This window comes from Demequina sediminicola (assembly GCF_000975055.1).
Taxonomy (GTDB): domain Bacteria; phylum Actinomycetota; class Actinomycetes; order Actinomycetales; family Demequinaceae; genus Demequina; species Demequina sediminicola.
Genome location: NZ_BBRB01000001.1, coordinates 247,204 through 270,265, shown reverse-complemented (window position 1 = coordinate 270,265; position 23,062 = coordinate 247,204). Strand labels below are relative to the sequence as shown.

Sequence of the window (23,062 nt, the reverse complement as noted above, 5' to 3'; positions counted from 1 at the left end):
CGGTTCGTAGTGCACGAGCACCGAGCGCAGCGTCGGCCGCAACCCGCAACCCGCAACCCGCAACCCGCAACCCGCAACCCGCAACCCGCACAGCCCGCAACCCGCAGGCCGCAACCCGCCGGCCCGGCCCGGCCCAACGCCGCCACCCGCGCAGCCCGCAACTCGGGCTCGAGCCCGGGATGCGACTAGCTGTCGGCCGCTTCCTTAAATGCCCTCCGTGGCTCGTGAATGCGTCCAAGGGACACCAGGTCGCGACGGAAGAACAGTGCCGTCGTCCAGTCCACGACCACGCGAGCCTTGCGGTTGAAGGACGGGATCTGGCTCATGTGGTAGGTCCGGTGCATGAACCAGGCGGGCCATCCACGGAGTTTGACGCCCATGATTTGAGCGACGCCCTTGTTCAATCCAAGCGATGCCACGGTGCCGAGGTGCTTGTGCTTGTAGTCCTTGACCGCCTGGCCGTGAATCTGTGCTGCCATGTTGGCGCCCAACAGGCGTGCCTGACGTACTGCGTGCTGAGCGGACGGGGCGCACCACGCGCCTTCTCCTTGAGCAAGGTCGGGGATCTGTGCGCAGTCGCCGGCTGCCCAGGCGCCGGGGATGACGTTGCCGTCTTCGTCTGCGACTTGGAGGCTGGGGAGTGCGTTGACGTGTCCGCGCGGGCCGGTGGGAAGGTCGGATGCACCTAGGATGGGGTTGGGCTTGACTCCTGCGGTCCACACCACGGTGTCGGCGTCGAACTTCTGTCCGTCGGAGAGTTCGATGCGTCCGTCTACGCAGCTTTCGAGGCGGGTGGCAAGGTAGATCTCCATGCCGCGCTTGCGTAGCACTTCGAGGGTGTAGCCGCCCATTTCTTCACCCATTTCGGGGAGGATGCGGGTGGCTGCTTCGACCATCACAAAGCGCAGGTCCGATGGTGCGAGTTCGGGGTAGTGACGCAGCGCCGCTCGTGCCATGTCTTCGGTTTCTGCGAAGGCTTCGATGCCGGCGAATCCTCCTCCGACGTAGACGAAGGTCAGGAGGCGGCGGCGTAGGTGCGGGTCGTCGGTGGTCGCGGCGCGTGCGATGCGGCCCAGCACTATGTTGCGTAGGTTGATGGCTTCCTCGACCCATTTGAAGCCGATGCCCATCTCGGCTAGGCCGGGGATTGGCAGGGTGCGGGGGACGGCGCCCAATGCGACGACGACTTCGTCGTATTCGAGGTCCTGGTCGCCTCCAAAGTCGGTTTCGACGCGGACGCGGCGCTCTTCGTGAGCGATGTCCGTGATCTTCCCTTGGATGATTCGTACGCCTTGGAGTTCCTTGCGCAGCGGCACCACCACGTGGCGGGGTTCAATGGATCCGGCTGCGGCTTCGGGGAGGAACGGCTGGTACGTCATGTAGGCGCGGCGGTCAACGAGGGTGATGTCGACGTGGTTGCCGGCCTTCTTTTTGAGCGTGAGGGCGGTGTAGAGCCCTACGTAGCCGCCGCCGAGGATCAATACGCGTGTTGCTGTCATGAGAAAACCTCCTGACAGGTGCAACCGCGCAACGCGGCGCCCTGTTCCATGAAGTGGGAAGTGTGCAAGGAAATGCGCCGATGCGAAGGCTTCTACCCTATCGTGCAGCGCCTCGCACGTCTCCTACCCCATGGAACAGGCTGCGCAGCCTGTGTGGAGGTGGCTAGCGGTTGTCGCCGACCATGGTGGTGACGTCGAGGAGTGCATCGAGCTGTTCATCGGTGATCTCGCCGCGTTCCACGAAGCCCAAGTCAATGGTGGCTTCACGGACGGTGAGCCCTTCTTTGACGGAGTGCTTGGCGATTGTGGCGGCGTTTTCGTAGCCGATGACACGGTTGAGTGGCGTCACGATTGAGGGCGATGCTTCGGCGAGACGTCGCGCGCGGTCCACGTTGGCGGTGATGCCGTCGATTGTGCGTTCCGCAAGGACTTGGGACGTGTTGCCGAGGAGGCGCATGGATTCCAGGACACCGAGTGCCATGACGGGAATCTGGACGTTGAGTTCGAATGCTCCGGATGCTCCTGCCCATGCGACGGTCGCGTCGTTTCCGATGACGCGGGCACACACCATGAGGGTCGCTTCTGGGATGACGGGGTTGACCTTGCCGGGCATGATTGACGAGCCGGGCTGGAGGTCGGGCAGAGCGATTTCGCCCAGGCCGGTGTTGGGGCCGGAGCCCATCCAGCGCAGGTCGTTGCAGATTTTGGTGAGCGACACGGCGATGGTTTTGAGGGCGCCGGAGACTTCGACGAGGCCGTCGCGTGCGGATTGTGCCTCGAAGTGGTTGCGTGCCTCGGTGATGGGCAGGCCGGTGTCTTCTGCCAGCAGTGCGATGACGCGCTGGGGGAATCCGGCTGGCGTGTTGATGCCCGTGCCGACCGCGGTGCCGCCCTGAGGAACCTCGGCGACACGGGGGAGAGCAGCCTCGAGGCGCTCAATCCCGTAGCGGATGGCAGCTGCATAGCCCCCGAACTCCTGGCCGAGCGTGACGGGCGTCGCATCCATGAGGTGCGTGCGTCCGGACTTGTAGACCTCGGAGAACTCTGATGCCTTGGCTTCGAGCGACTGCGCCAGGCGGTCGAGTTGGGGGAGGAGGTCATTGACCAGCTGTGACGTAGCGGCGACGTGCACGGACGTGGGGAATACGTCGTTGGAGGACTGCGAGCAGTTGACGTGGTCGTTGGGGTGGACGTCGGCACCGAGTTTCGCGGTGGCTAGCGTGGCGAGCACCTCGTTGGTGTTCATGTTTGAGCTGGTACCGGAGCCGGTTTGGAAGACGTCGACGGGGAAGTGCTCGTCGTGTGCGCCGGAGGCGACTTCGTCTGCGGCAGCCACGATGGCATCGGCGATGCCCTGGTCGAGCACGCCCAGTTCAGCATTGGCGCGGGCGGCGGCCTTCTTGACGCGAGCGAGCGCCTCGATGTGGCGGCGTTCGAGTGTGGTTCCGGAGATGGGGAAGTTCTCGACGGCGCGTTGGGTTTGTGCGCGGTAGAGGGCATTCGCGGGTACGCGAACTTCACCCATGGTGTCGTGCTCGATACGGTATTCGGTTGCCTCATTGCTAGCCATGGCAAACATTCTGACACCTCGCGGAGGCATCTTTTGACGGGCCGATGCTTGGGGCGCCTTGGCGAGGCGCCCACCTTGCGTTGCCGTCGCGCCGAGTGGCTGTTTCTCGTCGTCTTGTGCCCTCAAAACGGCGAAATGGAGCCATTTGGCGGGGAACCGAGGTTAGTTGATAAGTTCCGCTCGGGTGGGCGGGTTAGCACCAGGGCGGGAGACAGTGATGGCGCCGATGCGGATGCACTGCTGAAGGATTCCCGTCAGTACGGGCTCGTCAACGGTGCGCAGTGCCTCGCGCCGCTCGGCTCCCAGCAGGTTCGCGTCCCACAACCCGTCGATGAGCCCTCCCATGAAGGAGTCTCCGGCGCCAACCGTGTCGGCCACAGTGACGGGCGCCGCGGGAACGTCGACGCGCAGAGCGTTGGTGAACGCAGTTGCTCCGTCGCCGCCTCGCGTCATCACGACGAGGGAAGGCCCCGCGGACAGCCACTGCTGCGCGAGGTCCTCGATGCTTTCGCCCGGCTGCGTGAGCCACTCCAAATCTTCGTCGGAAACCTTCACGACGTCGGCTAGTGCCACCATGCGTTCCACGGCGACCCGGGCATCGGCCGGTTCTCCCATCAGTGTGGGACGTGCGTTGGGGTCGTAGGTGACTGTGGCGGTGTCGCGGAGCTTCTCGACGATCGCTGCCACATCGTGAGCTCCCGGCTCAAGCACTGCTGCGATCGATCCGGTGTGGACGATGCTGGGAGGGGCGTCGGACGCTGTCGCGGCGGCCACAGCGTCGGGATTGAGTTCCCACGTGAGGTCGAACTCGTAGGTCGCCGCGCCTGTGCTGTCCAACGTTGCTGTGGCCACCGAGGTGTGTTCCGCGCTGATCGAACCAGGTGCGAGGGTGACATGAGACTCGTGCAGGTGGGCGGCAACAGCTGCTCCGTGGGCGTCATCAGCGAGTTGTGTCAGTAGCGACACCGGCCTGCCAAGCCTGCCTAGACCGAGGGCCACATTCGCGAGGGAGCCGCCCGGGTGTGACGTGCGTGATCCCTCAGGGTTCACGACGACATCGACAAGAGCTTCTCCAATGACAAGTGCGTGGTCGGTCATGCGTTGTCCTCTTCATCTGCGGGTTCATCTGCGGGGACGATGCCGATCACGCCGGCATCTGCAATGTCCAGATCCCCTTCGTCGGCGGCACTGTCATCGGCGTCGTCGGTGTTGCCTTGGGCGTGAGCAATGCGGGCGTTCGCGCCGTCAAGGAGTTCCTGGCATCGGGCAGCAAGAGCTTCGCCCCGCTCCCACAGACCTACCGAGTCATCAAGATTTGCGGCACCGGCTTCAAGCTTGGCAACAATGGCGATGAGTTCGTCGCGGGCCTCTTCGTATGCAAGGTCATTCACATCGGCGGAATTCTGTGGCATATGTCTCAAACTACAACCTTTTGCTTGGTGCTGAGCACGCCCCATGAGAAGGTTGCCTTCCCCTTTCATTCACAACGGAGTGAATATGTTTAGTGAAAACTACTCTCGTCAGACTGCTCTCGCGAGCCTCAAGGACATGGATGAGAACCTGTCCGATCAGGAACTCGTTCAGTTCGCCCGTTCTGACGAAGCCATGATTCGTGCCGCCGCCGCAGCACACCCCAAGACGCCGCTCACCATCCTTTTGAAGTTGACGCGGGATGAGTCTGCGACGGTGCGTGCCGGACTCGCTCGCAACCCGCGCCCGGACATGCCCGAGGATATTTACATTGACCTCGCCACCGACCGGACGCCGGAGGTTGTTTACGCACTGATCGCGAACCCTCAGGTCCCTGACGCCATCATTGCCAAGCTCGCTCGCAAGTTCGGCAAGGAGTACTCCAGCGCAGCCCGCGAGCGTCTGTCCTCGAAGGGCGGCGCGGCCAAGGTGTTTGGCAAGTTGGGTATTGCCGCGGGCTAATGGACTTCGGTGACGGTGGCATCGGCGCTACCGTCGGCGAACCGGATGTGCAGTGACGCGTCGGAGGAAAGGGCCGATGCGTCAGTCACCACTGCGCCTGAGGAGTCCCTGACGATTGAGTAGCCGCGGTCGAGAGTGCTTTGTGGGCTGAGTGCACGTAGCGATGCTCCCCACTCGCGAATGACAGCTTGTGATTGATCGAGGGAGGTCACGAGCGCGCGCCGCGACGATTCCCGAGCCTGAGCGAGCTGCTCCTTGTACGGATCCAGCATGCGCTGCGGGTGTGTCAGCACGGGCCTGGAACGAAACTGTGCGAGTCCCTCGCGCTCGCGATGAATGCGTGCACGTAGGGCCGCCATGGCATCGGTCACGGCTTGGGACACGATGGCGCGTTCTACTTCCGCGTCTGGGACGATGCGCTTGCCAGCGTCCGTGGGAGTGGAGGCCCGGTAGTCAGCAACCAAGTCGAGCAGTGGCGCGTCCTTTTCGTGGCCGATCGCACTCACCAGAGGTGTTTCACAGCGACCTGCTGCGCGCACGAGCGCTTCGTCTGAGAAAGGCAGTAGGTCCTCGAACGACCCGCCGCCGCGGGCCACGACAATCACATCGATGTCGGGGTCTTGATCCAGGGCTGCGATAGCGGCCGTGGTCTCAGGCACACAGCGCGCACCTTGGACGGTGACACGCCGCACTGTGAATTGCACGGCCGGCCAGCGGCGCTGGGCGTTCTCAATCACATCGTGCTCGGCATCTCCCTGATTGGCGCACACGAGTCCGACGCGCCGGGGAACGAGGGGGAGGGGGCGCTTGCGCTCGGGGTCGAACAGGCCTTCTGCAGCGAGGGCCTCCTTCAGCATTTCGATGCGCGCGAGCAGGTCGCCTAGGCCGACGGCTCTGACGGCGTCGCCGGCCATCTGCAGATCGCCGTTCTTGACCCACCAGGATGGCTTGGCGTGAACCACCACGCGGGCGCCGTCCTCGAACGGCATGCCAAGCGCATCGACCTGGCTGGCGGGAACCGTGACCTTGAGCGACATCTGTTCGTCGGTATCGCGCAGCGTGAGGAACACCATGTGCTTCCAGCGCTTCGCGTTGAGGACCTGACCCTCAATCCAGACCTCGGGCAGTCGGGCCACGTAATCACGGATCTTGGGCGAGAGGTGTCGGACTGGCCACGGGCGTTCTGGCGATGTCTCTGCCGCTGTTGCGGGCAGGGTCGCCCTGTGGGAGGTCGAGGCATCCGTGGGGTCGGTCACGAGTCCTAGCGTGCCACGTAGGATGGGACACATGCCCGAGACTTCTGCCAAGCGTGTCCTCCTTGCTGCCCCTCGTGGCTATTGCGCCGGTGTCGACCGTGCCGTGATTGCTGTCGAGAAGGCGCTTGAACTTCATGGGGCGCCGATTTATGTCCGTAAGGAGATCGTCCACAACAAGTATGTGGTGGAGACTCTGTCGGAACGCGGCGCCATTTTTGTGAATGAGACCGATGAGGTGCCCGAGGGCGCTCGCGTCGTGTTCTCTGCACACGGGGTTTCTCCAGCTGTGCGTGACAGCGCAGAGCAGCGCAACCTGTTGACCATTGATGCGACCTGTCCGCTGGTGACGAAGGTCCACAAAGAGGCAGTGCGATTCGCTCGCGACGAGCAGACCATTTTGCTGATCGGCCACGACGGGCACGAAGAAGTTGAGGGAACTGCCGGTGAGGCTCCTGAGCACACCATCGTGGTGAACTCGCCTGAAGAGGCTGACCTCGTCGAGGTTCCTGACCCCGACAACGTTGTGTGGCTGTCGCAGACCACTCTTTCAGTCGACGAGACGATGGAGACGGTGCGCCGCCTCCGGACTCGCTTCCCCAACCTTCAGGACCCGCCTAGCGATGACATTTGCTACGCGACGCAGAACCGTCAGGTGGCTGTGAAGAAGTTGTCCCCGGAGTGTGAACTGGTCATCATTGTCGGTTCGGCGAACTCGTCGAACTCGGTGCGCCTTGTCGAAGTCGCTTTGCAGGCGGGTGCTGATGCGTCTTACCGCATTGACCGCGCTTCGGAGATGGACGAGTCGTGGCTCGAGGGTGTGACAACGGTGGGCGTGAGTTCCGGTGCTTCGGTGCCTGAGATCCTGGTCCGCGACCTTCTTGAGCGACTTGCGGGATTGGGTTATGCCGACGTTGACGAGGTGAAGACCGCCACCGAGGACTTGATGTTCTCGTTGCCCCGCGAGATCCGTGCCGATCTCAAGGCTGCTGACCAAGCGATGAAGGCTTAGCGACCTTCCTCTGCCTCGCGCGCTTCGTCTCCGTGGAGCGGCCCATGGCTCTCCGCGATTTCCGGGGCGGCCAGGGACCGTACTTCGGTGGTGACCTGTGCTGGACTGCTGAGTTCGGAATCGATGTGTTGCATCTGTCCGAACTGCCGTGCCGTGACGAGGACGCGAGACTCTAGCGATGCGACAGTGTTGTTGTAGGCCTTGCCTGCGGCTTCAATTGAGCGTCCGACCTTGGCCAGATGATCACCCATAGTGGAAAGTCGGCTGTGGAGCTCCCGCCCGGTGGCGAGGACATCCTGTGCATTCTTGGCGAGTGCATCCTCTTTCCACGCATGGGCCACGGTGCGGAGCATCGCGACCAGGGTTGTGGGGCTGGTGATGAAGACCCGCTTGCCGTACGCATACTCCTGGAGGTGCGGGTCTTGCTCGAGCGCGGCCTGATAGAACGCCTCCGAGGGTACAAACATGACGACGAACTCCGGGGCGGAGTCGAACTGATCCCAATAGCGCTTCGCCGCGAGGTCGTCGACGTGGCGCTTGACGTGACGTGCGTGGGCTTGGAGCCGTTCTGCACGGACATTTTCATCGTCGGTCTCGAACGCCTCGAGGAGCGCTGCGAGTGCAACCTTGGAATCCACGACGATCGTGCGGCCGCCTGCAAGTTTGACGGTCATGTCAGGACGCATCACTGTGCCGTCGGTGTCGCGCACCGACTCTTGCTCGACGAAGTCGACGTAGGGGACCATCCCGGCAAGTTCGACAACGCGACGCAATTGGACTTCACCCCAATTGCCGCGCACGTCTGAGCGTCGCAGAGTATTGACGAATTCGGACGTGCGTTGGTCGAGTTTCGCGGAGGCCTCGAGCATCTGCCGGACCTGTTCTGAGAGTTGCGCCTGGCCGGAGGATCGCGCTTTGTCGGCCTCGCTCGACTGGCGTTGCATCTGTTCGAGCGCTTTGGCTAGAGGCTCGACCATGTTCTTCACGGACTCTTCGCGGCGAGCGAGTGCAGCATCACTGACTTCGCGCTCCCTGGTGAGGCGCTCCTGTGCCACTTCAAGCAGCGACTCTTGTGAGGCCCGCAGGGTCTTTGCGGACAGTGCTTCGAACTCGCGCCGCAGTAGCTCCTGGTCTCCACGCACCTGGGCGACGTAGCGCTCGTGCTCCGCAACCAAGTGTGCCTCGCGCTCCCGGGCCGCATAGGCATCGGCCGCCATCTGTTGTTCGAGGTGCTGAGCACGCGCCTGGGCCACCGCGGTGTCACTGCGGAGGGCCGATGCCCGGCGTGCGGAGAGCGCGTACCCGACGGCAAGACCAGCGGCGAGAGCGAGCACGACAAGAAGAGTTTCAGCCATGAGGACACTGTCGCACGCGGGACTGACATCGGACGTAAGTCCCAGACATCGTGCCCGATATGTGCCTGGCACCAACGGAGACCAGGGCATTTGGAGCGAATCCAGGTATGTTGACCGCACGGTCAAAATGTCACAATTAAGGAACAATCCATGGTCAAGCCCTGAACTTGGCGTTGACCATTCGGCCATATTTCCTACTCTTGTCACTACAAGCGGGGAAACTCCCCGATTGCCCTACACGCACATTGATGTCGTCCCCTACCCGTGAGGCATCGATGATGCGTGCTGCGAGAGGAATAGGTATGAAGATCGGCACGATGGGAAAGACGGTGGCGTTGTTTGCCGCCGCGACGCTCACACTGGCCGCCTGCACGTCGGACAGTGGTGAAGAGGAAACCTCCGAAACCCCCACGGCGGACAGCGCAACTGGTTCCAACGACGACACCATCTTTGTGTCAGTTGGTGAAGACCAGTGGGATGGTTACAACGACCTCACCCCCGACACTTACTCGACGTACAACTCGGTGATCAACGAGCGCGTGCGTCAGACGTTTACGTACTTCGATGAGAACTCCGCCATCCAGGTCAATGAGGACTTTGGAAACGTTGAGCTCATCTCGGAAGACCCCATGGTCGTCGAGTACACCATCAACGAAGACGCTGTCTGGTCCGACGGCGAGCCCATCAAGTACGAGGACGTCCTCCTCACGTGGGCTGCACAGTCACTCACCGTTGACGACGCACCGATGTTCAACCACGTCAGTGGTGTGGACTACGGCGAGCGCGTCGTCGATGGCCCGCAGGGCGAGCCCGGTGGAAAGACCTTCACCATCGAGTACGCCAACCCGTACCCGGACTACCTTCTGACGACTGTCGTCGACTTCCCCGCTCACATCGCAGCGGAGCAGGGCGGCATCACGCTCGAAGAGATGGTGACCGCTATCCAGGCCGGCGACACCGACACCTTGGCTCCCGTTGCTGAGTTCTGGAACACCGGATGGCTTTCGCCCACCGCAGGTGAACTCCCCGACCCCGCAATTGCGCTGTCCTCGGGCCCCTACACCTACGGTTCGTGGGAAGCTGGCCAGTCGCTGACTCTCGTTCCCAACGAGAACTACTGGGGCGATGCACCTGCCACCGGTAACCTCACCTTCCGTTTCGCTGCTGCCGACACGCACGTGCAGGCACTGCAGAACGGTGACCTCAACGTGATTGAGCCCCAGGCCACGGTTGACACCCTCGACCAGCTTGAGGCCATTGGCGACACCGTCACCGTGGGAACCTTCGACACCCTCGTGTGGGAGCACCTCGACTTCAACTTCGGTGAGGGCGCAGCATTCGCTGACAGCCTGGAGCTGCGTGAAGCCTTCGCCATGTGTGTTCCCCGTCAGCTCATCGTTGACAACCTGATCGCTCCGGTTGCTCCTGAGGCTGAGGTCATGAACGCTCGCGAGCGTCTTCCCTTCCAGGAAGGCTACGAGGACATCGTTGCTGGTTCGTACGACGGCCGTTACGACGAGGTCGACATCGAAGGCGCTGCAGCCAAGATTGCCGAAGCCGGCGTTGAGACCCCGGTCCAGGTTCGCCTTGGCTACAACACCCCGAACCCCCGTCGTACCGACGTGGCTGCCCTGATCAAGGACTCCTGTGACCAGGCTGGCTTCGAGATCGTCGACAACGGTTCGGCCGAGTTCTTCTCGAACGACCTTGGTGCTGGTGACTTCGACGTCGCAATGTTCGCCTGGTCCGGTTCCGGCCAGATCACTTCGGGTCAGAACATCTACGCGACCGAGCGTCCGCAGAACTACACCCTGTACTCGAACGAGACTGTCGACACTGCTTGGGACGCTCTGACGAGCACCCTCGATTCCGATGCTCAGCTTGAAGAGACCATCGTGATCGAAAAGGAGCTGTGGGACTCGTTGCACGGTATCCCGCTGTTCGCACACCCCGGTGTCGCAGCTTGGGACTCGTCGATCCAGAACGTGATCCCGAACCCGTCGCAGTCCGCGATCGTCTGGAACGCTGAAGAGTGGGTCCGCTAGGCTTAACCTTCTAGCACAGCACTCGCCGGTGGGGGTGGGGCACATCGCCCCACCCCCACCGGTTTCATGTGGGCTGTATTCGCACTATGACCAATGGCGGTAAAGTGCGCATTCAGTTCACTGTTCAAGAGGAAGTCTCTTTATGACCCGCTATATCCTCAGGCGGCTGGCGATCTCCTTCGGAGTTCTTCTCGTCGGTTCACTCCTGTTGTATGTCATGGTGATCAACTCGGGCGACCCGCTCGAGGACCTTCGCCAGTCCACCGCGAATAACCGCGACGTCCTGATCCAGGGGCGCATCGACACCATGGGACTTGAGCTTCCCTGGTACGAACGCTACTGGGGCTGGCTCACAGGTGTCGCCGGTTGTTTCTACGGCGCGTGTGACCTTGGAACCGACCGTTCCGGCACGGACGTACTGTCACTTCTGCAGCAGTCGGCAAGCGCAACGTTGCGCCTGGTGACCATTGCCACGTTCGCCGCAATCATCATCGGTGTCCTCGTCGGTATCATTACCGCGATTCGTCAGTACTCCGGCTTTGACTATGTCGTGACGTTCCTGACGTTCCTCTTCTTCTCGCTGCCAGTGTTCTGGGCAGCGGTGCTCCTCAAGGAGTACGGCGCGATCCGGTTCAATGACTGGATAGCCGACCCACAGATATCTGTCCTGCAAGCGATCGTGACCGGAGTGATACTCGGGTTCATACTGCAGGGCATCATGGGTGGGCACATCAAACGTCGGCTCTTCACTGGAGGCGCCACCGCCATCTTCGTGATCGCCGCCTTGCTGTACTTCACGTACGTCGGCTGGTGGCGGAGCCCCGCGCTCGGACCGGTCATTGTTGTCTTGGTGTCCGCGGCGTTCGCCGTGGGTCTCACCGCACTGATCACTGGCCTCGGCAACAAGCGAGTGCTGTACTCGACGCTGACGACCGTGGGCGTGGGTGCGGTGCTGTACTTCGCGCTCCAGCCGGTTCTGGCTGAACCCAACTGGTGGATTCTCATTGGCCTGCTGGTGTCCGCGATCCTCGTGGGGCTCGCAGTGGGCTACTTCTGGGGCGGCTACTCGCGTGGACAAGCGATGGGCTTGTCGGTTGTCACGGCCATCTTCATGGCGGGCATGACCTTCCTGGATCACCTGGTGTTCGCGTGGGCCGGCTTCCTTGACCTCAAGCCGCGTCCCATCTCGACCATCGGTGCTTCGACGCCAAACTTCCAAGGCGACTTCTGGGAGACGACGCTGGACTGGGGAACCCAGCTCATCTTGCCGTCGATCCTGCTGACGTTGATTTCGGTCGCGACCTACTCGCGCTACACACGTTCCTCGATGCTCGAGACCATGAATCAGGACTACGTGCGCACCGCCCGCTCCAAGGGCCTGTCGGAGCGCACCGTGATCGTCAAGCACGCGTTCCGCAACGCATTGATCCCGATCACGACCATCGTGGCGCTGGACTTCGCGGCACTCATTGGCGGTGCGGTCATCACGGAGACGGTGTTCGGCTGGAAGGGTATGGGCGCAATGTTCAAGGAAGGCCTTGAGCATGTCGACCCCAACCCGGTGATGGCGTTCTTCCTGGTGACGGGAACCGCAGCAGTCTTGATGAACCTCATCGCTGACCTTGCGTACGCTTCCCTCGACCCGCGGATCAGGAGGTAGTGACATGACAAGCAACTACTTCGTGGCTCGTATGAACGGAGGTGCTCATGAGTGAGGACCGGCGCGACAGCGCAATGCAAGGAGCTCCTGAGCCACTGCCTCACGCAGGTGGCGAGGTTGAGGAAGTCAAGTTCGCTGAGAAGTCATTCAGCCAGGGCCAGCTAGTACGCCGGCGCTTCTTCCGGCACAAGGGCGCTCTCGCGGGACTGGCGGTGTTGATCTTCATCACTGTCCTCGCGTTTAGCTCGATCGGTATTGGCTCGATCCCCGGCTGGTGGGACAAGGACTTCGCCACCACGGGCACCGTCGTCGACGGTGGGCGGCCCACCATGGGATGGCTGACCTGGGGCGAGCACCCCTTTGGCCAGGACACGACAGGTCGTGACTACTTTGCCTTGGTGATGCGCGGCACCCAGATTTCGCTGGTGATCGCCTTCATCGTGGGTATTGGATCGACCATCATCGGCACCATCATCGGCGCAGTGGCCGGCTACTACCGTGGCTGGGCCGAGTCGCTCTTGATGCGTGTCACTGACCTCTTCATCATCATCCCCCTGCTGGTGTTTGCTGCGGTGCTGGGAAGCATCGCGAGCGGCTCGGGAATCTGGGCCTTGGGCTTGGTGCTGGCCGCGGTGACGTGGACAGGTCTTGCCCGGCTGGTCCGTGGTGAGGTGCTTTCGCTGCGTGAACGGGAGTTCGTTTCTGCGGCCCAGGCCATTGGTACCGGCAACTGGCGCATCATTTTGCGCCACATCCTCCCCAACACCATCGGCGTGATCATCGTGGCGACAACTTTCGCCATCGCATCGGCCATCCTGCTGGAGACCTCGTTGTCGTTCCTAGGCTTTGGTGTCCAGCCTCCGGACATCTCACTGGGCTCGCTCATCAGCGACTACCAGACGGCGTTCACGTCGCGTCCATGGTTGTTCTGGTTCCCCGGTCTCTTCATTCTCGCGATCGCGCTCAGCGTGAACTTCATTGGTGACGGGTTGCGTGATGCATTTGACCCCCGCCAGGGTAAGGACGGTTGATCATGACCGCAATTGACAACACGACCGAACAGCAGCCTGACGGCGGAGCGGTCCTGTCGTTCACCGACCTTGATGTGAAGTTCAACACCGAGTTCGGTCGGGTCCATGCCGTGAAGGGCATCTCGCTTGAGGTGAAGCCCGGCGAGGTGCTCGCGCTCGTGGGTGAATCTGGATCAGGTAAGTCGGTGACGTCAACGTCCGCACTCGGACTCCTGCCACGCAACGCGTCCATTGACGGCCAAATCAGCGTTGCAGGCAAGCGCGTGGATGAGATGTCGGGCTCCGCGTTGCGCAAGATGCGTGGCGATGACGTCGCGATGGTGTTCCAGGAGCCGATGACGGCCTTGAATCCAGTGCTGACTGTGCGGACCCAGATGGTGGAAGCACTCGAACTGCACGGCAAGGCATTCGGTAAAGAAGCTGACGCCCGGGCGATCGAGTTGCTACGCATGGTGGGCATCCCTGACCCTGAGCGACGCCTCTTCCAGTACCCCCACGAGTTCTCAGGCGGTCAGCGCCAGCGCATTGTCATCGCGATGGCGCTCTCCTGTGACCCGACGGTCATCATCGCGGATGAGCCGACCACGGCCCTCGATGTCACCGTTCAGGCGGAGATTCTTGATCTGCTGCGTTCCCTCAAGGATGAACTCAACACGGGAATCCTGCTGATCACGCACTCGATGGGTGTCGTTGCGGACATGGCTGACCGTGTGGCCGTCATGTACAAGGGCGACTTGGTTGAGCAGGGCACTGTTCACGAGGTTCTCGTCAACCCCCAGCATGACTACACCAAGCGTTTGTTGACAGCCGTTCCGCGGTTGGGCGCGCGAGGCGAGACTCCGCCGGTGGAGTCCGAGGGCCCCAAGGCTCTGGAGGTCACTGACTTGGTGGTGGAGTTCCACCGCCAGGGCAAGGAGCCTTTCCGTGCAGTCGACCATGTGTCACTCAGCGTGTCTCGAGGCGAGATCGTTGGCCTTGTGGGCGAATCCGGCTCCGGTAAGTCCACGATTGCGCGTACAGCGCTGGGTCTGATCCCCGCAGCCTCGGGTGAGGTGGCCATTCTGGGTGAGGACATCACGAAGATGAAGCGCGCACCGCTGAAGGCGTTGCGTAAGCGTGTGGGCGTGGTGTTCCAGGACCCGGCGAGCTCGCTGAATCCACGCCTACCCGTGGGTGACTGCATCTCTGAGCCGATGGACGTCCACGACGTTGGCGACAAGAAGTCTCGCCGCGAGAAGGTGGCCGAGTTGCTTGAGGCGGTTGAACTGCCGCGCTCGGTAGCGAACCGCTATCCGCACGAACTCTCGGGTGGTCAGCGTCAGCGCGTGTCGATCGCCCGTGCCTTGAGTCTCGATCCGGAGCTGCTGGTGGCTGATGAGCCTACCTCGGCATTGGACGTCTCTGTCCAGGCCGCTGTGTTGCAGATGTTCACGGCGCTTCAGGAGGAGTACAACTTCGGCTGCTTGTTCGTGAGTCACGATCTCGCAGTGGTCGATACCCTTGCCGATCGCGTCGTCGTGCTCAAGGACGGTGTCGTGATTGAGCAGGGCGACCGTGAACAGGTTCTGCGTAACCCGCAACAGGAGTACACCAAGCGACTACTGATGGCCGCTCCGGTCCCTCATCCTGACGAGCAGCGTGAGCGCCGTGAGGCTCGCCACGCATTCTTGAAGGAAGTTGGAGAGAAGGACTTCGGATTGCACATCGATGCGGAGACACCCAAGAGCAGTCGATAGTCCGTGAGTTTGAGTCGCGTCAGGGCCGTCCGTTCGCGGGCGGCCCTGACGCGTATCCGGTGACTGTGCGGAGTTGTAAGGGCGTACAGTCGCCAGTGGCCTGCAGGCTCTGCACACGGCGGTGCGCGCAAAGAACTAGACTTGTTGCCCGTGGCTCTTACTATCGGAATCGTCGGACTGCCCAATGTTGGCAAGTCCACCATGTTCAATGCTCTGACGCGCGCTGAGGTTCTTGCCGCGAACTACCCGTTCGCGACGATCGAACCCAACGTGGGTGTGGTTCCCCTTCCGGACGCGCGCCTGGGCGAACTCGCCAAGGTGTTCTCGTCGGAGAAGCAGGTCCCCGCAACAGTGTCTTTCGTCGACATCGCGGGCATTGTGAAGGGCGCATCCGAGGGTGAGGGTCTAGGTAACGCGTTCTTGGCGAACATTCGCGAGGCTGACGCCATTTGTCAGGTGACGCGTGCTTTCGCTGATACTGATGTGACGCGCGTCGACGGCTCTACCGATGAGGCCGGTGACCTGGAGACCATCTCGACCGAGCTGATCCTCGCGGACCTGCAGACCATCGAGAAGGTCCTTCCGCGCCTGGAGAAGGAAGTCAAGATCAAGCGCGCGCCTGCGGAGCAGCTTGCTGCGGTCACTCAGGCCAAAGAGATTCTTGAGGCTGGTCAGACGCTCTTTGCTGGCGCCGCGGCTGCGGGCCTCGACAATAGCGACCTTCGCGAGCTCAACCTGTTGACGGTCAAGCCGTTTATCTACGTCTTTAATACGGACGATGCTGGCTTGCTTGACGAGGCCAAGAAGGCCGAGCTGGAGGCCTTGGTCGCACCGGCAAAGGCCATTTTCCTGGACGCCAAGTTTGAGTCAGAGTTGATCGAGCTCGACGAGGACGAGGCTCGCGAGATGCTTGAATCGACAGGGCAGTCCGAGTCCGGGCTCTCGCAGTTGGCTCACATTGGCTTCGACACCCTGGGCCTACAGACGTACCTCACCGCCGGTCCCAAGGAGGCGCGTGCGTGGACCATCCGCAAGGGATGGACAGCACCGCAGGCCGCGGGAGTCATCCACACGGACTTTGAAAAGGGCTTCATCAAGGCCGAGGTGGTGGCCTACGACGACCTCATGCAGTACGGCTCGATGGCCGATGCCAAGGCTGCGGGCAAGGTGCGCATGGAGGGTAAGGACTACGTCATGCACGACGGTGACGTGGTGGAGTTCCGCTTTAACGTGTAGCCCGAGCCAGGGGGCTGGACGTACCGTGTGAGCCGCGTCGCCTCACTACTCGGTAGCGTTGCTGCTTGAGAGTGAGCGGCGCGCACGGTTAGCGCGTTGCGGTGGTCGCGAGCACCTGGGAAGAATCAGCTGCGGTCCATTTCGAGTAGCGGAGGCTCCGGGGTCCGTCAGTATTGAGAAACAGTTTTGCGGACAGGGGTGGCATGGCGTACTTGGACTACAGCGCGCTGGTGGGTGGAACAGTCACCCAGCAGTTCAACGTGATGGCGCTGGTCGGAAATGGGTTCGACATTCAGGTGCTGGCCGAGTACGGGCGAGCACCCTCGACGCGCTATCAGGACTTTTACCATTTCCTTCAGATGAGACGTGTCGGTAGCGACAACGCCATCATTCAGGAGATGACTCGCAGACGCGTTGGGCAGGAAGCGAATTGGAGTGATGTTGAGGACTGTGTCGCTGACCTTGTGCGCGACAGCGGGACTTTCGGAATCCGTGAGGCGCTCGCCGAGATCCAGCACGAGTTCTCGGAGTTCCTAAATCTGGTTTCTGATAGCTCTGTGCTCGCACGGCTCAATGACGATGCGATGAGTTGTGGCTGGTCCAAGCGGTGCCTGTCCTCGTTTCTCCGAGACATCGAAGACGCGGACGAACTCGCGAAGATTCCGTTCGGGAGCCGCAAGGCAAACTACGATCTCTTCAACTTCTACTTCATCAATCTTAACTTCACGGCGCTACTAGATAATTACCTGTACCTCGACCAAGAGCAGTTCGACCCCCGCCCACATTCGACCGCCGCTACCAACTTCAGATTCGATACCAATCCGCGGAGGCTCAGGGCCAGCAAGGGATGGAACTACAAGTCCTCGAGCTACCTCGTGACGGAGGTAGTCCATCCGCACGGGTATCAAGACATTCCACGATCGCTGCTGTTCGGGACCGGTGACATGGACTCACGTGATCGACGCCGAGAGCGAATCAGCAAGCCGTACTGGGCGCAAAATGATGTGAAGTACCAGCACTTGTTTGATGACACCTCTGTCTTCGTTGTGTTCGGGTGTTCGCTCGGCGCGACGGACGAGTGGTGGTGGAAGATGATCGTTCAGGCGCTTCGCGCCGACAGGGAGAACGCGCTTGTCTTGTACTGGTGGAGTTCAGAGGACCGCCAGGATGCGATTGACGACGCGCTGGGCACGTTCTTCAAAGTGGCTGGCGTGGAGCGTAAAGAAGAGCATGAGTTGGGCGAGAAGATCTGCGTCATTCCCTTTCGCAGTGCTACAGACCACGTATGGCTTGGCATGGGCCGGGAGGATGATCCCGCTGGGGACTCCGTCTGAGGCGCGCCTTCGTCGATTCCGGGTCGTTGCGGGCCTGGACAGTCATAGGTTATTCGGCTTTGGAACGTGGTCGACTTTCGTTTCAGTTTGTAGTTCCGGTCTAACCTTTGGCGGGGCTCCCAGCACTAACCACATCCGCCGAGGTTAGACCTCAACCGCTGTTTGATCGAGCCCCTCGGCAAGCGGTGCGCGGTCGACATCGGGTAGCGGCGGGCACGGTACTGCGGCGAAGGGCGATCATCGCCACATTGCTCAACGAGGTTCTCCGGCGAGGTACGGCCGATTGCGGCGTGCGCCGCTAAAGTTTGCAAAGGCGGACCAGAGAGGGGTGCGGTATGGCATGGACTACGTCGCTCGCCAGGCGGTTTAGGAGATGGCGTGGCCCAGTCTTGCTTGGTGTCTCGTTCTTCATCAGTGTGACATTGCTTGCTCTCGCTCACCAGACCGGTGACCCGTATTGGCTCACAGCACGCCTCTCAGCTGCCCCCGGTGGTGATGGGGCCTTGTGGCAGGTGCAGACCACTTTCCTGTCAGTCGGATTCGCTGGCGTTGCCATAGCTGCGCAGTTGTTCGCCGAAGCTCCGCTTGCAATCGGGGCCTCCCGAGGCAGAGTGCTCAAGTACATCGGCGCAGGCCGGTTTGTCGGCATCGGGCTAGTCGGAAACATAGTCATCGCCATCGAGACGATTTGGCTGTCGAGCCAGCTCGGCGTCCTCGGCGTCGCACTCTTCTGGTTCTTGCCGACAGTCGTGTTCTTGGTGCGATCGACGGTGAGGCTTACGGAGTTGTTCGGGCACCCGTCCCTGCTGGACGAGGTCGTGAAGCTGTCACTTGTTGGGGCCTTATCCAGCCGTTTTGAAGACGTGGCGCGCAGTTATGCCGAGGCGACGCGTCAGCTGGACGGCCTTGTAGCTTCTGGTTGGTCGCACTTGGATCTAGGGTCCGCGACCGTCACAGTCCGAGTACCAGTTCCACGCGTTGGCGCTGTTATCAAGGCTATAAGGCCAGATTTGGTGCGGCAAGCACTCGATCTGCTCGCGCCCCGTGCGAACGAAACTCGCGTAACCGAGCCCCAGCAAGTCGGCATTTACTCTGCACCGAGAGTCCTCTTGGACGTCGAGCCCGGCGATCGAACTCGCCTTGGCGAGACTGCGTTTCGGATCATCATGTCCGAATCGCTCGACGAACCGACGCAGGACAGAGTGATCCAAGTGTTGCAGGCAAGTGTCGATTTTGAGCCCTCTGGTGCAGTGACGCCCGATGAGGAGACTGACCGTGAGATCGCGAACCTGAAAGACGCGATTGGGACTAACCTTCGCTCCGGCGCTTTTGCCACTGCGGAGCGAGCCCTCGAGTTACTCGGCGCCGTTGTGCGGGGTGTTTGGACCGCTCAAGCGGACGGCCTCGACTCGTCTCGTCGCTCTCTGCGCGTCCGTGAGGATTGGCTCTTTCGTAGCGTAGGAGAGGTCGAGAGGGACGCTGTCCTATCGCCCCGGGTTGCCGGAATTTTCGTCGGTCTAGCCATGACTAGGGCACTTGAAGCGCCTCGTACTGGTCCGACCGAGTACGTTGACGAATGTCTCCGCAGTTTCACGAGAATCTGGTCAGACGTCCTGCAGGTAGGGGGTGACGAGTACGAGCACATTGCCTCGCGGATAGTTGTCTGCGTTCAGAATCTTGCCGCTTTTTCGTCTCCCGAACCGCGTGAGGACCTCGCGAGCCGCGCCACCTGGGCAATGGTTGAGATGGTGAAGCTCGCGTTGGACGCGGGAAGCGTCAGTGCTGCAGTTCTCGCCGCAGAGGAACTCAGCGGACTCTTCGAGTACTCCGATAGGCTCAACATCCACCGGCCACAAGTCAGAGCGGGCCAACTCGTTCTCGCAGGCTGGCTAGATTACCTTGCCGACAAGAAGGACAAACGGGACCCGTCGAATGCCGTCCTACGGGAACTGGTTTCGCCTCGAGGGACAATCGACGAGATTCTCGCTGCGCGAAGACTGGCGCAGCGAGGCGCAAACCCGTTCAGCCGCTGGGACTGGTGGGAAATGAAGTCCGGCGGCACCTCCCGTGCGCAGGTGCTAGAGCTCTCGCACTACGTCGACAAGGCCCAGTTGGCCGCTCTCACATCATCGCGTGGAACGCTCCCGCCGGCTCGCGACCAAGAGACCGCTTCGGAGTACCAGAGGCTCGTCGAGCTCTTCAAGGACTCCGGCGACGGACTAGGCAGGAACGAGCGTGAATTGGAGGGGCGGCTCCGCGATGAGATTGCCAAGTGGCAGTGCTCCGAAGACCAGCGTTTGGCAAGTGAACCTCTTTCTGACGCCCGATTTGATGCGCTGCGAATCGCGCTAAGGCAGGCTCTGGAAGGCGGCGAGCGAATCACGGACAAGGTTCCGGTTACGAATGCCATTCCAGATCACGCAGACTCATCCACCCCAATTCTCGGGATGAACTTGCGCGTACCGAGGCACTACCTCGTCGAAAAGACCTTCAACCGCACCTACGCCGACCCGGCAGAGCTCGGCACGATGATCGCCCGCGGCTTCATGGAGAGCGAGGACGCGAAGATCGTCCAGGCGCTGCGTTCTATCCAGGGCAGACTACTTGAACCGTCTGGTCGGACTATCAGAGAGTCGATCGATGCGCTCGGAAAGGAAGCTGCACACTACGTCCTACTTACTCCTTGCGGAGGTATGGAGGATTCGGACGGGTGGTACTCGAGCGGGTTTAGAGAGGTACTGAGAACCGTATCCCACTTCGAAACTTCAGTGCTGAGTGGAGAGGCGATTCTGTTCGACGGTAGGACAACGCTAAATGTCTGCCGAGCTCCTGAAAAGAAGGAGGGGTTGGTGCCAGTCGCAGGTACATCTATAGCGGTCGGGGTTTTCGAAGATGTGCAGGGCGGGGACGAGCCGCAGGTAAGAGTTGAGGTAGGCGAGTACTTCGTCGTTTGGCCGGGAGATGCTTCGAAGGTGATCCGTTTCACTGATAACTAGTCCACGGGTGGCGGCGCACCCGAAACTGGCCATTCGACCTGAGGGTAACGAGCTCGGCTAGGCGGCGGTTCAGTCGATAGCCGATTGCGACCAGAGGTTATTCGGCTACGGGACGTGGTGGAGTTCCGCTTTAACGTGTAGCCGCAGCTTCCCGTCGCATCGCTCGAGGGGCAGCGTGCTTATGCGTGCCCGTTCGGGGGTTGTCGTCGCGTGTTGGCGACCCGGGGCTTTGCCTGTTTGCACAGGCCCCCATCCGGCCATGCCGCGATCCGCATGTGCGAATCTCGCGGGTGACAAGGCAACATCGCAGGGTTGAGTCGAGGGGAATCTCATGAACACCGGCGTTAAACGGACAGGTAACGCCTCGATGGTGCGCCCATTGGTGTGGTTCTTCGGTGGCTTGATTGTCACGTATGTGGCAGGTGTGGCCATGTTTTGGCCGCCCGCCGGGGAGCAACCGAGCCAGGCGATCTTCGTGGTCCTGATGTTTGCGCCCACGGTGGGTGCGATCCTCGCCAGGTTGTTCGGGGGCGGGCGCATCCAATGGGGCCGGCCGAACCTGTGGCTTCTCGCCGGGCTGATCCCCGCGGTAGCGGTCCTAGGCGTCTACCTGCTCGGTGCGAGCATCGGCTGGGACACTGAGGATCCGAGCCTGCTGCGCGCCGCGCTGGTTGCGGCGCCCGCTGCAATCCTTTCGGCTTCGTTGTCCGCGGTTGGCGAAGAGATCGGCTGGCGCGGCTTCCTGTGGCCGATGCTTCGCGGCCGCTCGGGCTTCTGGGTCACGAGCCTGATCATGATGGTCATCTGGTGGGTTTACCACGTGCCCCTGATCATCTTGGGCTGGTACGGCGACGTGGCTCACCTCCCTGCGTTCACTGTCGCGATTGTCGGGATCACGCTCTTTATTGGCGTCATCACCGACCGGTCGCGCGCCGTCTGGCCGAGTGTCGTCACGCACGGCGCCTGGAACGGGCTCGTCGCCACCAGCTTTGCTGCGACTGAGGGAGGCGAGCGGGTCCCGGCGTTCGCCGGCAGCGACGAGCTCATGGGTGAGTTCGGCTGGCTGGCTGCTGTGACGATCCTGGTGATCGGTGTCGTGGCCGCGTTGTGGCACACCCGAACGATGGCCGGGCCGGTCACACCCAGCAAGTAACGCTGACAGTCTGACCGGCGCGTAACGTGACGGTTTTCCACTTCAATGTGTGATTCTGCTGGCCCGTACGATTGTGTCGTGGAGACAGGGCGCAAGTGCGAGGAGATTTATTTCGCGGGTGGCTGCCTCTGGGGTGTGCAGGGGTTCGTCGCGACACTTCCGGGCGTGACTTCCACGGAGGCTGGCCGGGCCAATGGCTCGAGTGCGCGACTCGAGGGCGATTATGACGGGTACGCGGAGTGTGTGAAGACTCGGTTTGACCCTGACGTCGTGGCCGTCGAGGAAATGATGGCGTACCTCTTTGAGATCATCGATCCGTACAGTGCGAACCGACAGGGCCCAGACATCGGCACGAAGTACCGCACTGGGGTGTACTCCGACAACGTGATTCACCTTGAAGCGGCGCGAGCGTTCATCGCGGCAAGAGAGGACGCCGACCGCATCGCCGTGGAGGTGTTACCGCTCACGAACTATGTGCCAAGCGCGGATGAGCATCAGCACCGGCTCGCTCGGTTTCCGGACGATTCCTGCCACCTTCCACGAGAACTGCTGACCAAGTACCGCGCGTGAAGGCGGCCGGCCATCGCACCTTGCATGGCTCGGGCATTCGCTCGCATGTGCTCGTTGTGCGCTCACGGCTGATGCGTGGCGAGACATACGTGCCGTATGAGCGCGACACTTGTGTGGCGGGTCGGCGAGCCGGCGCACGCTCCAGCGGATTGCTCCTAGCGGCACGAGCACGAGGAGGGCCAGATATGTCATCGAAGTTGGGCAACATTACGTTCTATGCCGACGATCCTGAAGGGTTGTCGCATTTTTGGGCAGCCGTGTTGGGGTATCCGCTGCAGCGGTGGGAGGAGCCGCTCAAGGGACAGCTCATGGCGGCGGGCCTCACAGAGGCTGACCTGGCCAAGCGGGGCCTCGCGGAACCGGGGGAGGGCCAGGAGGGGCCTCGACTGTTCTTTCACCATGCCGGTGGCACAAAGGCTGGGCGGAATCGGTTGCACCTCGATATCCGAGCTACTCCCGGTCGTCGTCCTACGAGGGAAGAACTTGATGCCGAAAAGGACCGGCTGGTTGAGCTAGGCGCTGGAGTGGCGCGGCTCGTCGATCAAACGTGGGGCGAGTGGCCTGAGCTGTACTACCAAATGCGCGACCCCGAGGGTAACGAGTTCTGTCTCCAGTAGCGCTCCTCCAGGGACCGCCGTGAGTTGGTGATTGCGCAGGAGCGGGCAGCGACCTTGCTGTGG

The 23,062-nt window shown here is 61.7% G+C and carries 18 protein-coding genes; 12 read left to right on the top strand and 6 right to left on the bottom strand.

The window, feature by feature from the left end; all coding sequences use genetic code 11:
• Positions 1-185: 185 nt before the first annotated feature.
• The 4 genes from AOP79_RS01265 to AOP79_RS01250 form a co-directional block, all read right to left on the bottom strand.
• Positions 186-1,499 carry an NAD(P)/FAD-dependent oxidoreductase gene (locus AOP79_RS01265; RefSeq protein WP_062069681.1) on the bottom strand — a complete coding sequence of 438 codons (1,314 nt, stop codon included), beginning with the start codon at positions 1,497-1,499 and terminating at the stop codon, positions 186-188.
• 163 nt (positions 1,500-1,662) lie between these two features.
• Positions 1,663-3,069, bottom strand: a complete 1,407-nt coding sequence (locus tag AOP79_RS01260; protein WP_236683195.1) for a class II fumarate hydratase — start codon at positions 3,067-3,069, stop codon at positions 1,663-1,665.
• A gap of 162 nt (positions 3,070-3,231) precedes the next feature.
• The gene (locus AOP79_RS01255) at positions 3,232-4,167 is read right to left on the bottom strand and encodes a carbohydrate kinase family protein (RefSeq protein WP_062069678.1); all 936 of its coding nucleotides are present in this window, start codon (positions 4,165-4,167) and stop codon (positions 3,232-3,234) included.
• Positions 4,164-4,481 (bottom strand): exodeoxyribonuclease VII small subunit, encoded by a 318-nt coding sequence (locus AOP79_RS01250; protein WP_062069677.1) that lies wholly within the window; start codon positions 4,479-4,481, stop codon positions 4,164-4,166. The genes AOP79_RS01255 and AOP79_RS01250 overlap by 4 nt, the downstream gene beginning before the upstream one ends.
• A gap of 85 nt (positions 4,482-4,566) precedes the next feature.
• Between AOP79_RS01250 and AOP79_RS01245 the strand changes: the two genes are divergently transcribed.
• Positions 4,567-5,001, top strand: a complete 435-nt coding sequence (locus AOP79_RS01245; protein WP_062069675.1) for a hypothetical protein — start codon at positions 4,567-4,569, stop codon at positions 4,999-5,001.
• On the opposite strand, the gene xseA is transcribed toward AOP79_RS01245, so the two are convergent.
• Positions 4,998-6,257 (bottom strand): exodeoxyribonuclease VII large subunit, encoded by a 1,260-nt coding sequence (xseA, locus tag AOP79_RS01240; protein ID WP_062069673.1) that lies wholly within the window; start codon positions 6,255-6,257, stop codon positions 4,998-5,000. The genes AOP79_RS01245 and xseA overlap by 4 nt on opposite strands.
• Before the next feature lie 31 nt (positions 6,258-6,288).
• On the opposite strand from xseA, the gene AOP79_RS01235 reads away from it, so the two are divergent.
• The gene (locus AOP79_RS01235; RefSeq protein WP_236683194.1) at positions 6,289-7,266 is read left to right on the top strand and encodes a 4-hydroxy-3-methylbut-2-enyl diphosphate reductase; all 978 of its coding nucleotides are present in this window, start codon (positions 6,289-6,291) and stop codon (positions 7,264-7,266) included.
• Here AOP79_RS01235 and AOP79_RS01230 read toward each other — a convergent pair.
• Positions 7,263-8,621, bottom strand: a complete 1,359-nt coding sequence (locus AOP79_RS01230; RefSeq protein ID WP_062069669.1) for a DNA recombination protein RmuC — start codon at positions 8,619-8,621, stop codon at positions 7,263-7,265. The genes AOP79_RS01235 and AOP79_RS01230 overlap by 4 nt on opposite strands.
• A gap of 302 nt (positions 8,622-8,923) precedes the next feature.
• On the opposite strand from AOP79_RS01230, the gene AOP79_RS01225 reads away from it, so the two are divergent.
• The 10 genes from AOP79_RS01225 to AOP79_RS01180 all read left to right on the top strand — a co-directional run bounded on the left by AOP79_RS01225 (position 8,924) and on the right by AOP79_RS01180 (position 22,999).
• Complete coding sequence (locus AOP79_RS01225) at positions 8,924-10,666, top strand: ABC transporter substrate-binding protein (protein WP_062069667.1); 1,743 nt, start codon at positions 8,924-8,926, stop codon at positions 10,664-10,666.
• A gap of 142 nt (positions 10,667-10,808) precedes the next feature.
• Positions 10,809-12,326 carry an ABC transporter permease gene (locus AOP79_RS01220; RefSeq protein WP_062069665.1) on the top strand — a complete coding sequence of 506 codons (1,518 nt, stop codon included), beginning with the start codon at positions 10,809-10,811 and terminating at the stop codon, positions 12,324-12,326.
• Between the two features lie 47 nt (positions 12,327-12,373).
• Entirely contained in the window at positions 12,374-13,357 is a 984-nt protein-coding gene (locus AOP79_RS01215; RefSeq protein WP_062069663.1) for an ABC transporter permease, read from the top strand.
• 2 nt (positions 13,358-13,359) lie between these two features.
• Positions 13,360-15,093, top strand: coding sequence for an ABC transporter ATP-binding protein (locus AOP79_RS01210; protein ID WP_062069661.1), 1,734 nt, complete (start codon positions 13,360-13,362; stop codon positions 15,091-15,093).
• A gap of 150 nt (positions 15,094-15,243) precedes the next feature.
• Positions 15,244-16,329, top strand: a complete 1,086-nt coding sequence (gene ychF, locus AOP79_RS01205) for a redox-regulated ATPase YchF (protein ID WP_062069659.1) — start codon at positions 15,244-15,246, stop codon at positions 16,327-16,329.
• A 203-nt stretch (positions 16,330-16,532) separates the two neighbouring features.
• Positions 16,533-17,663 carry an AbiH family protein gene (locus AOP79_RS01200; protein ID WP_062069656.1) on the top strand — a complete coding sequence of 377 codons (1,131 nt, stop codon included), beginning with the start codon at positions 16,533-16,535 and terminating at the stop codon, positions 17,661-17,663.
• A gap of 611 nt (positions 17,664-18,274) precedes the next feature.
• On the top strand, positions 18,275-20,659 hold the full coding sequence (locus tag AOP79_RS01195; protein WP_152647950.1) for a hypothetical protein: 2,385 nt from the start codon (positions 18,275-18,277) through the stop codon (positions 20,657-20,659).
• Between the two features lie 331 nt (positions 20,660-20,990).
• The gene (locus tag AOP79_RS01190; protein WP_082093260.1) at positions 20,991-21,812 is read left to right on the top strand and encodes a CPBP family intramembrane glutamic endopeptidase; all 822 of its coding nucleotides are present in this window, start codon (positions 20,991-20,993) and stop codon (positions 21,810-21,812) included.
• Between the two features lie 45 nt (positions 21,813-21,857).
• The gene (locus AOP79_RS01185; protein ID WP_062069650.1) at positions 21,858-22,382 is read left to right on the top strand and encodes a peptide-methionine (S)-S-oxide reductase; all 525 of its coding nucleotides are present in this window, start codon (positions 21,858-21,860) and stop codon (positions 22,380-22,382) included.
• Between the two features lie 185 nt (positions 22,383-22,567).
• Entirely contained in the window at positions 22,568-22,999 is a 432-nt protein-coding gene (locus AOP79_RS01180) for a VOC family protein (RefSeq protein WP_062069648.1), read from the top strand.
• The last annotated feature ends 63 nt before the right edge of the window (positions 23,000-23,062 follow it).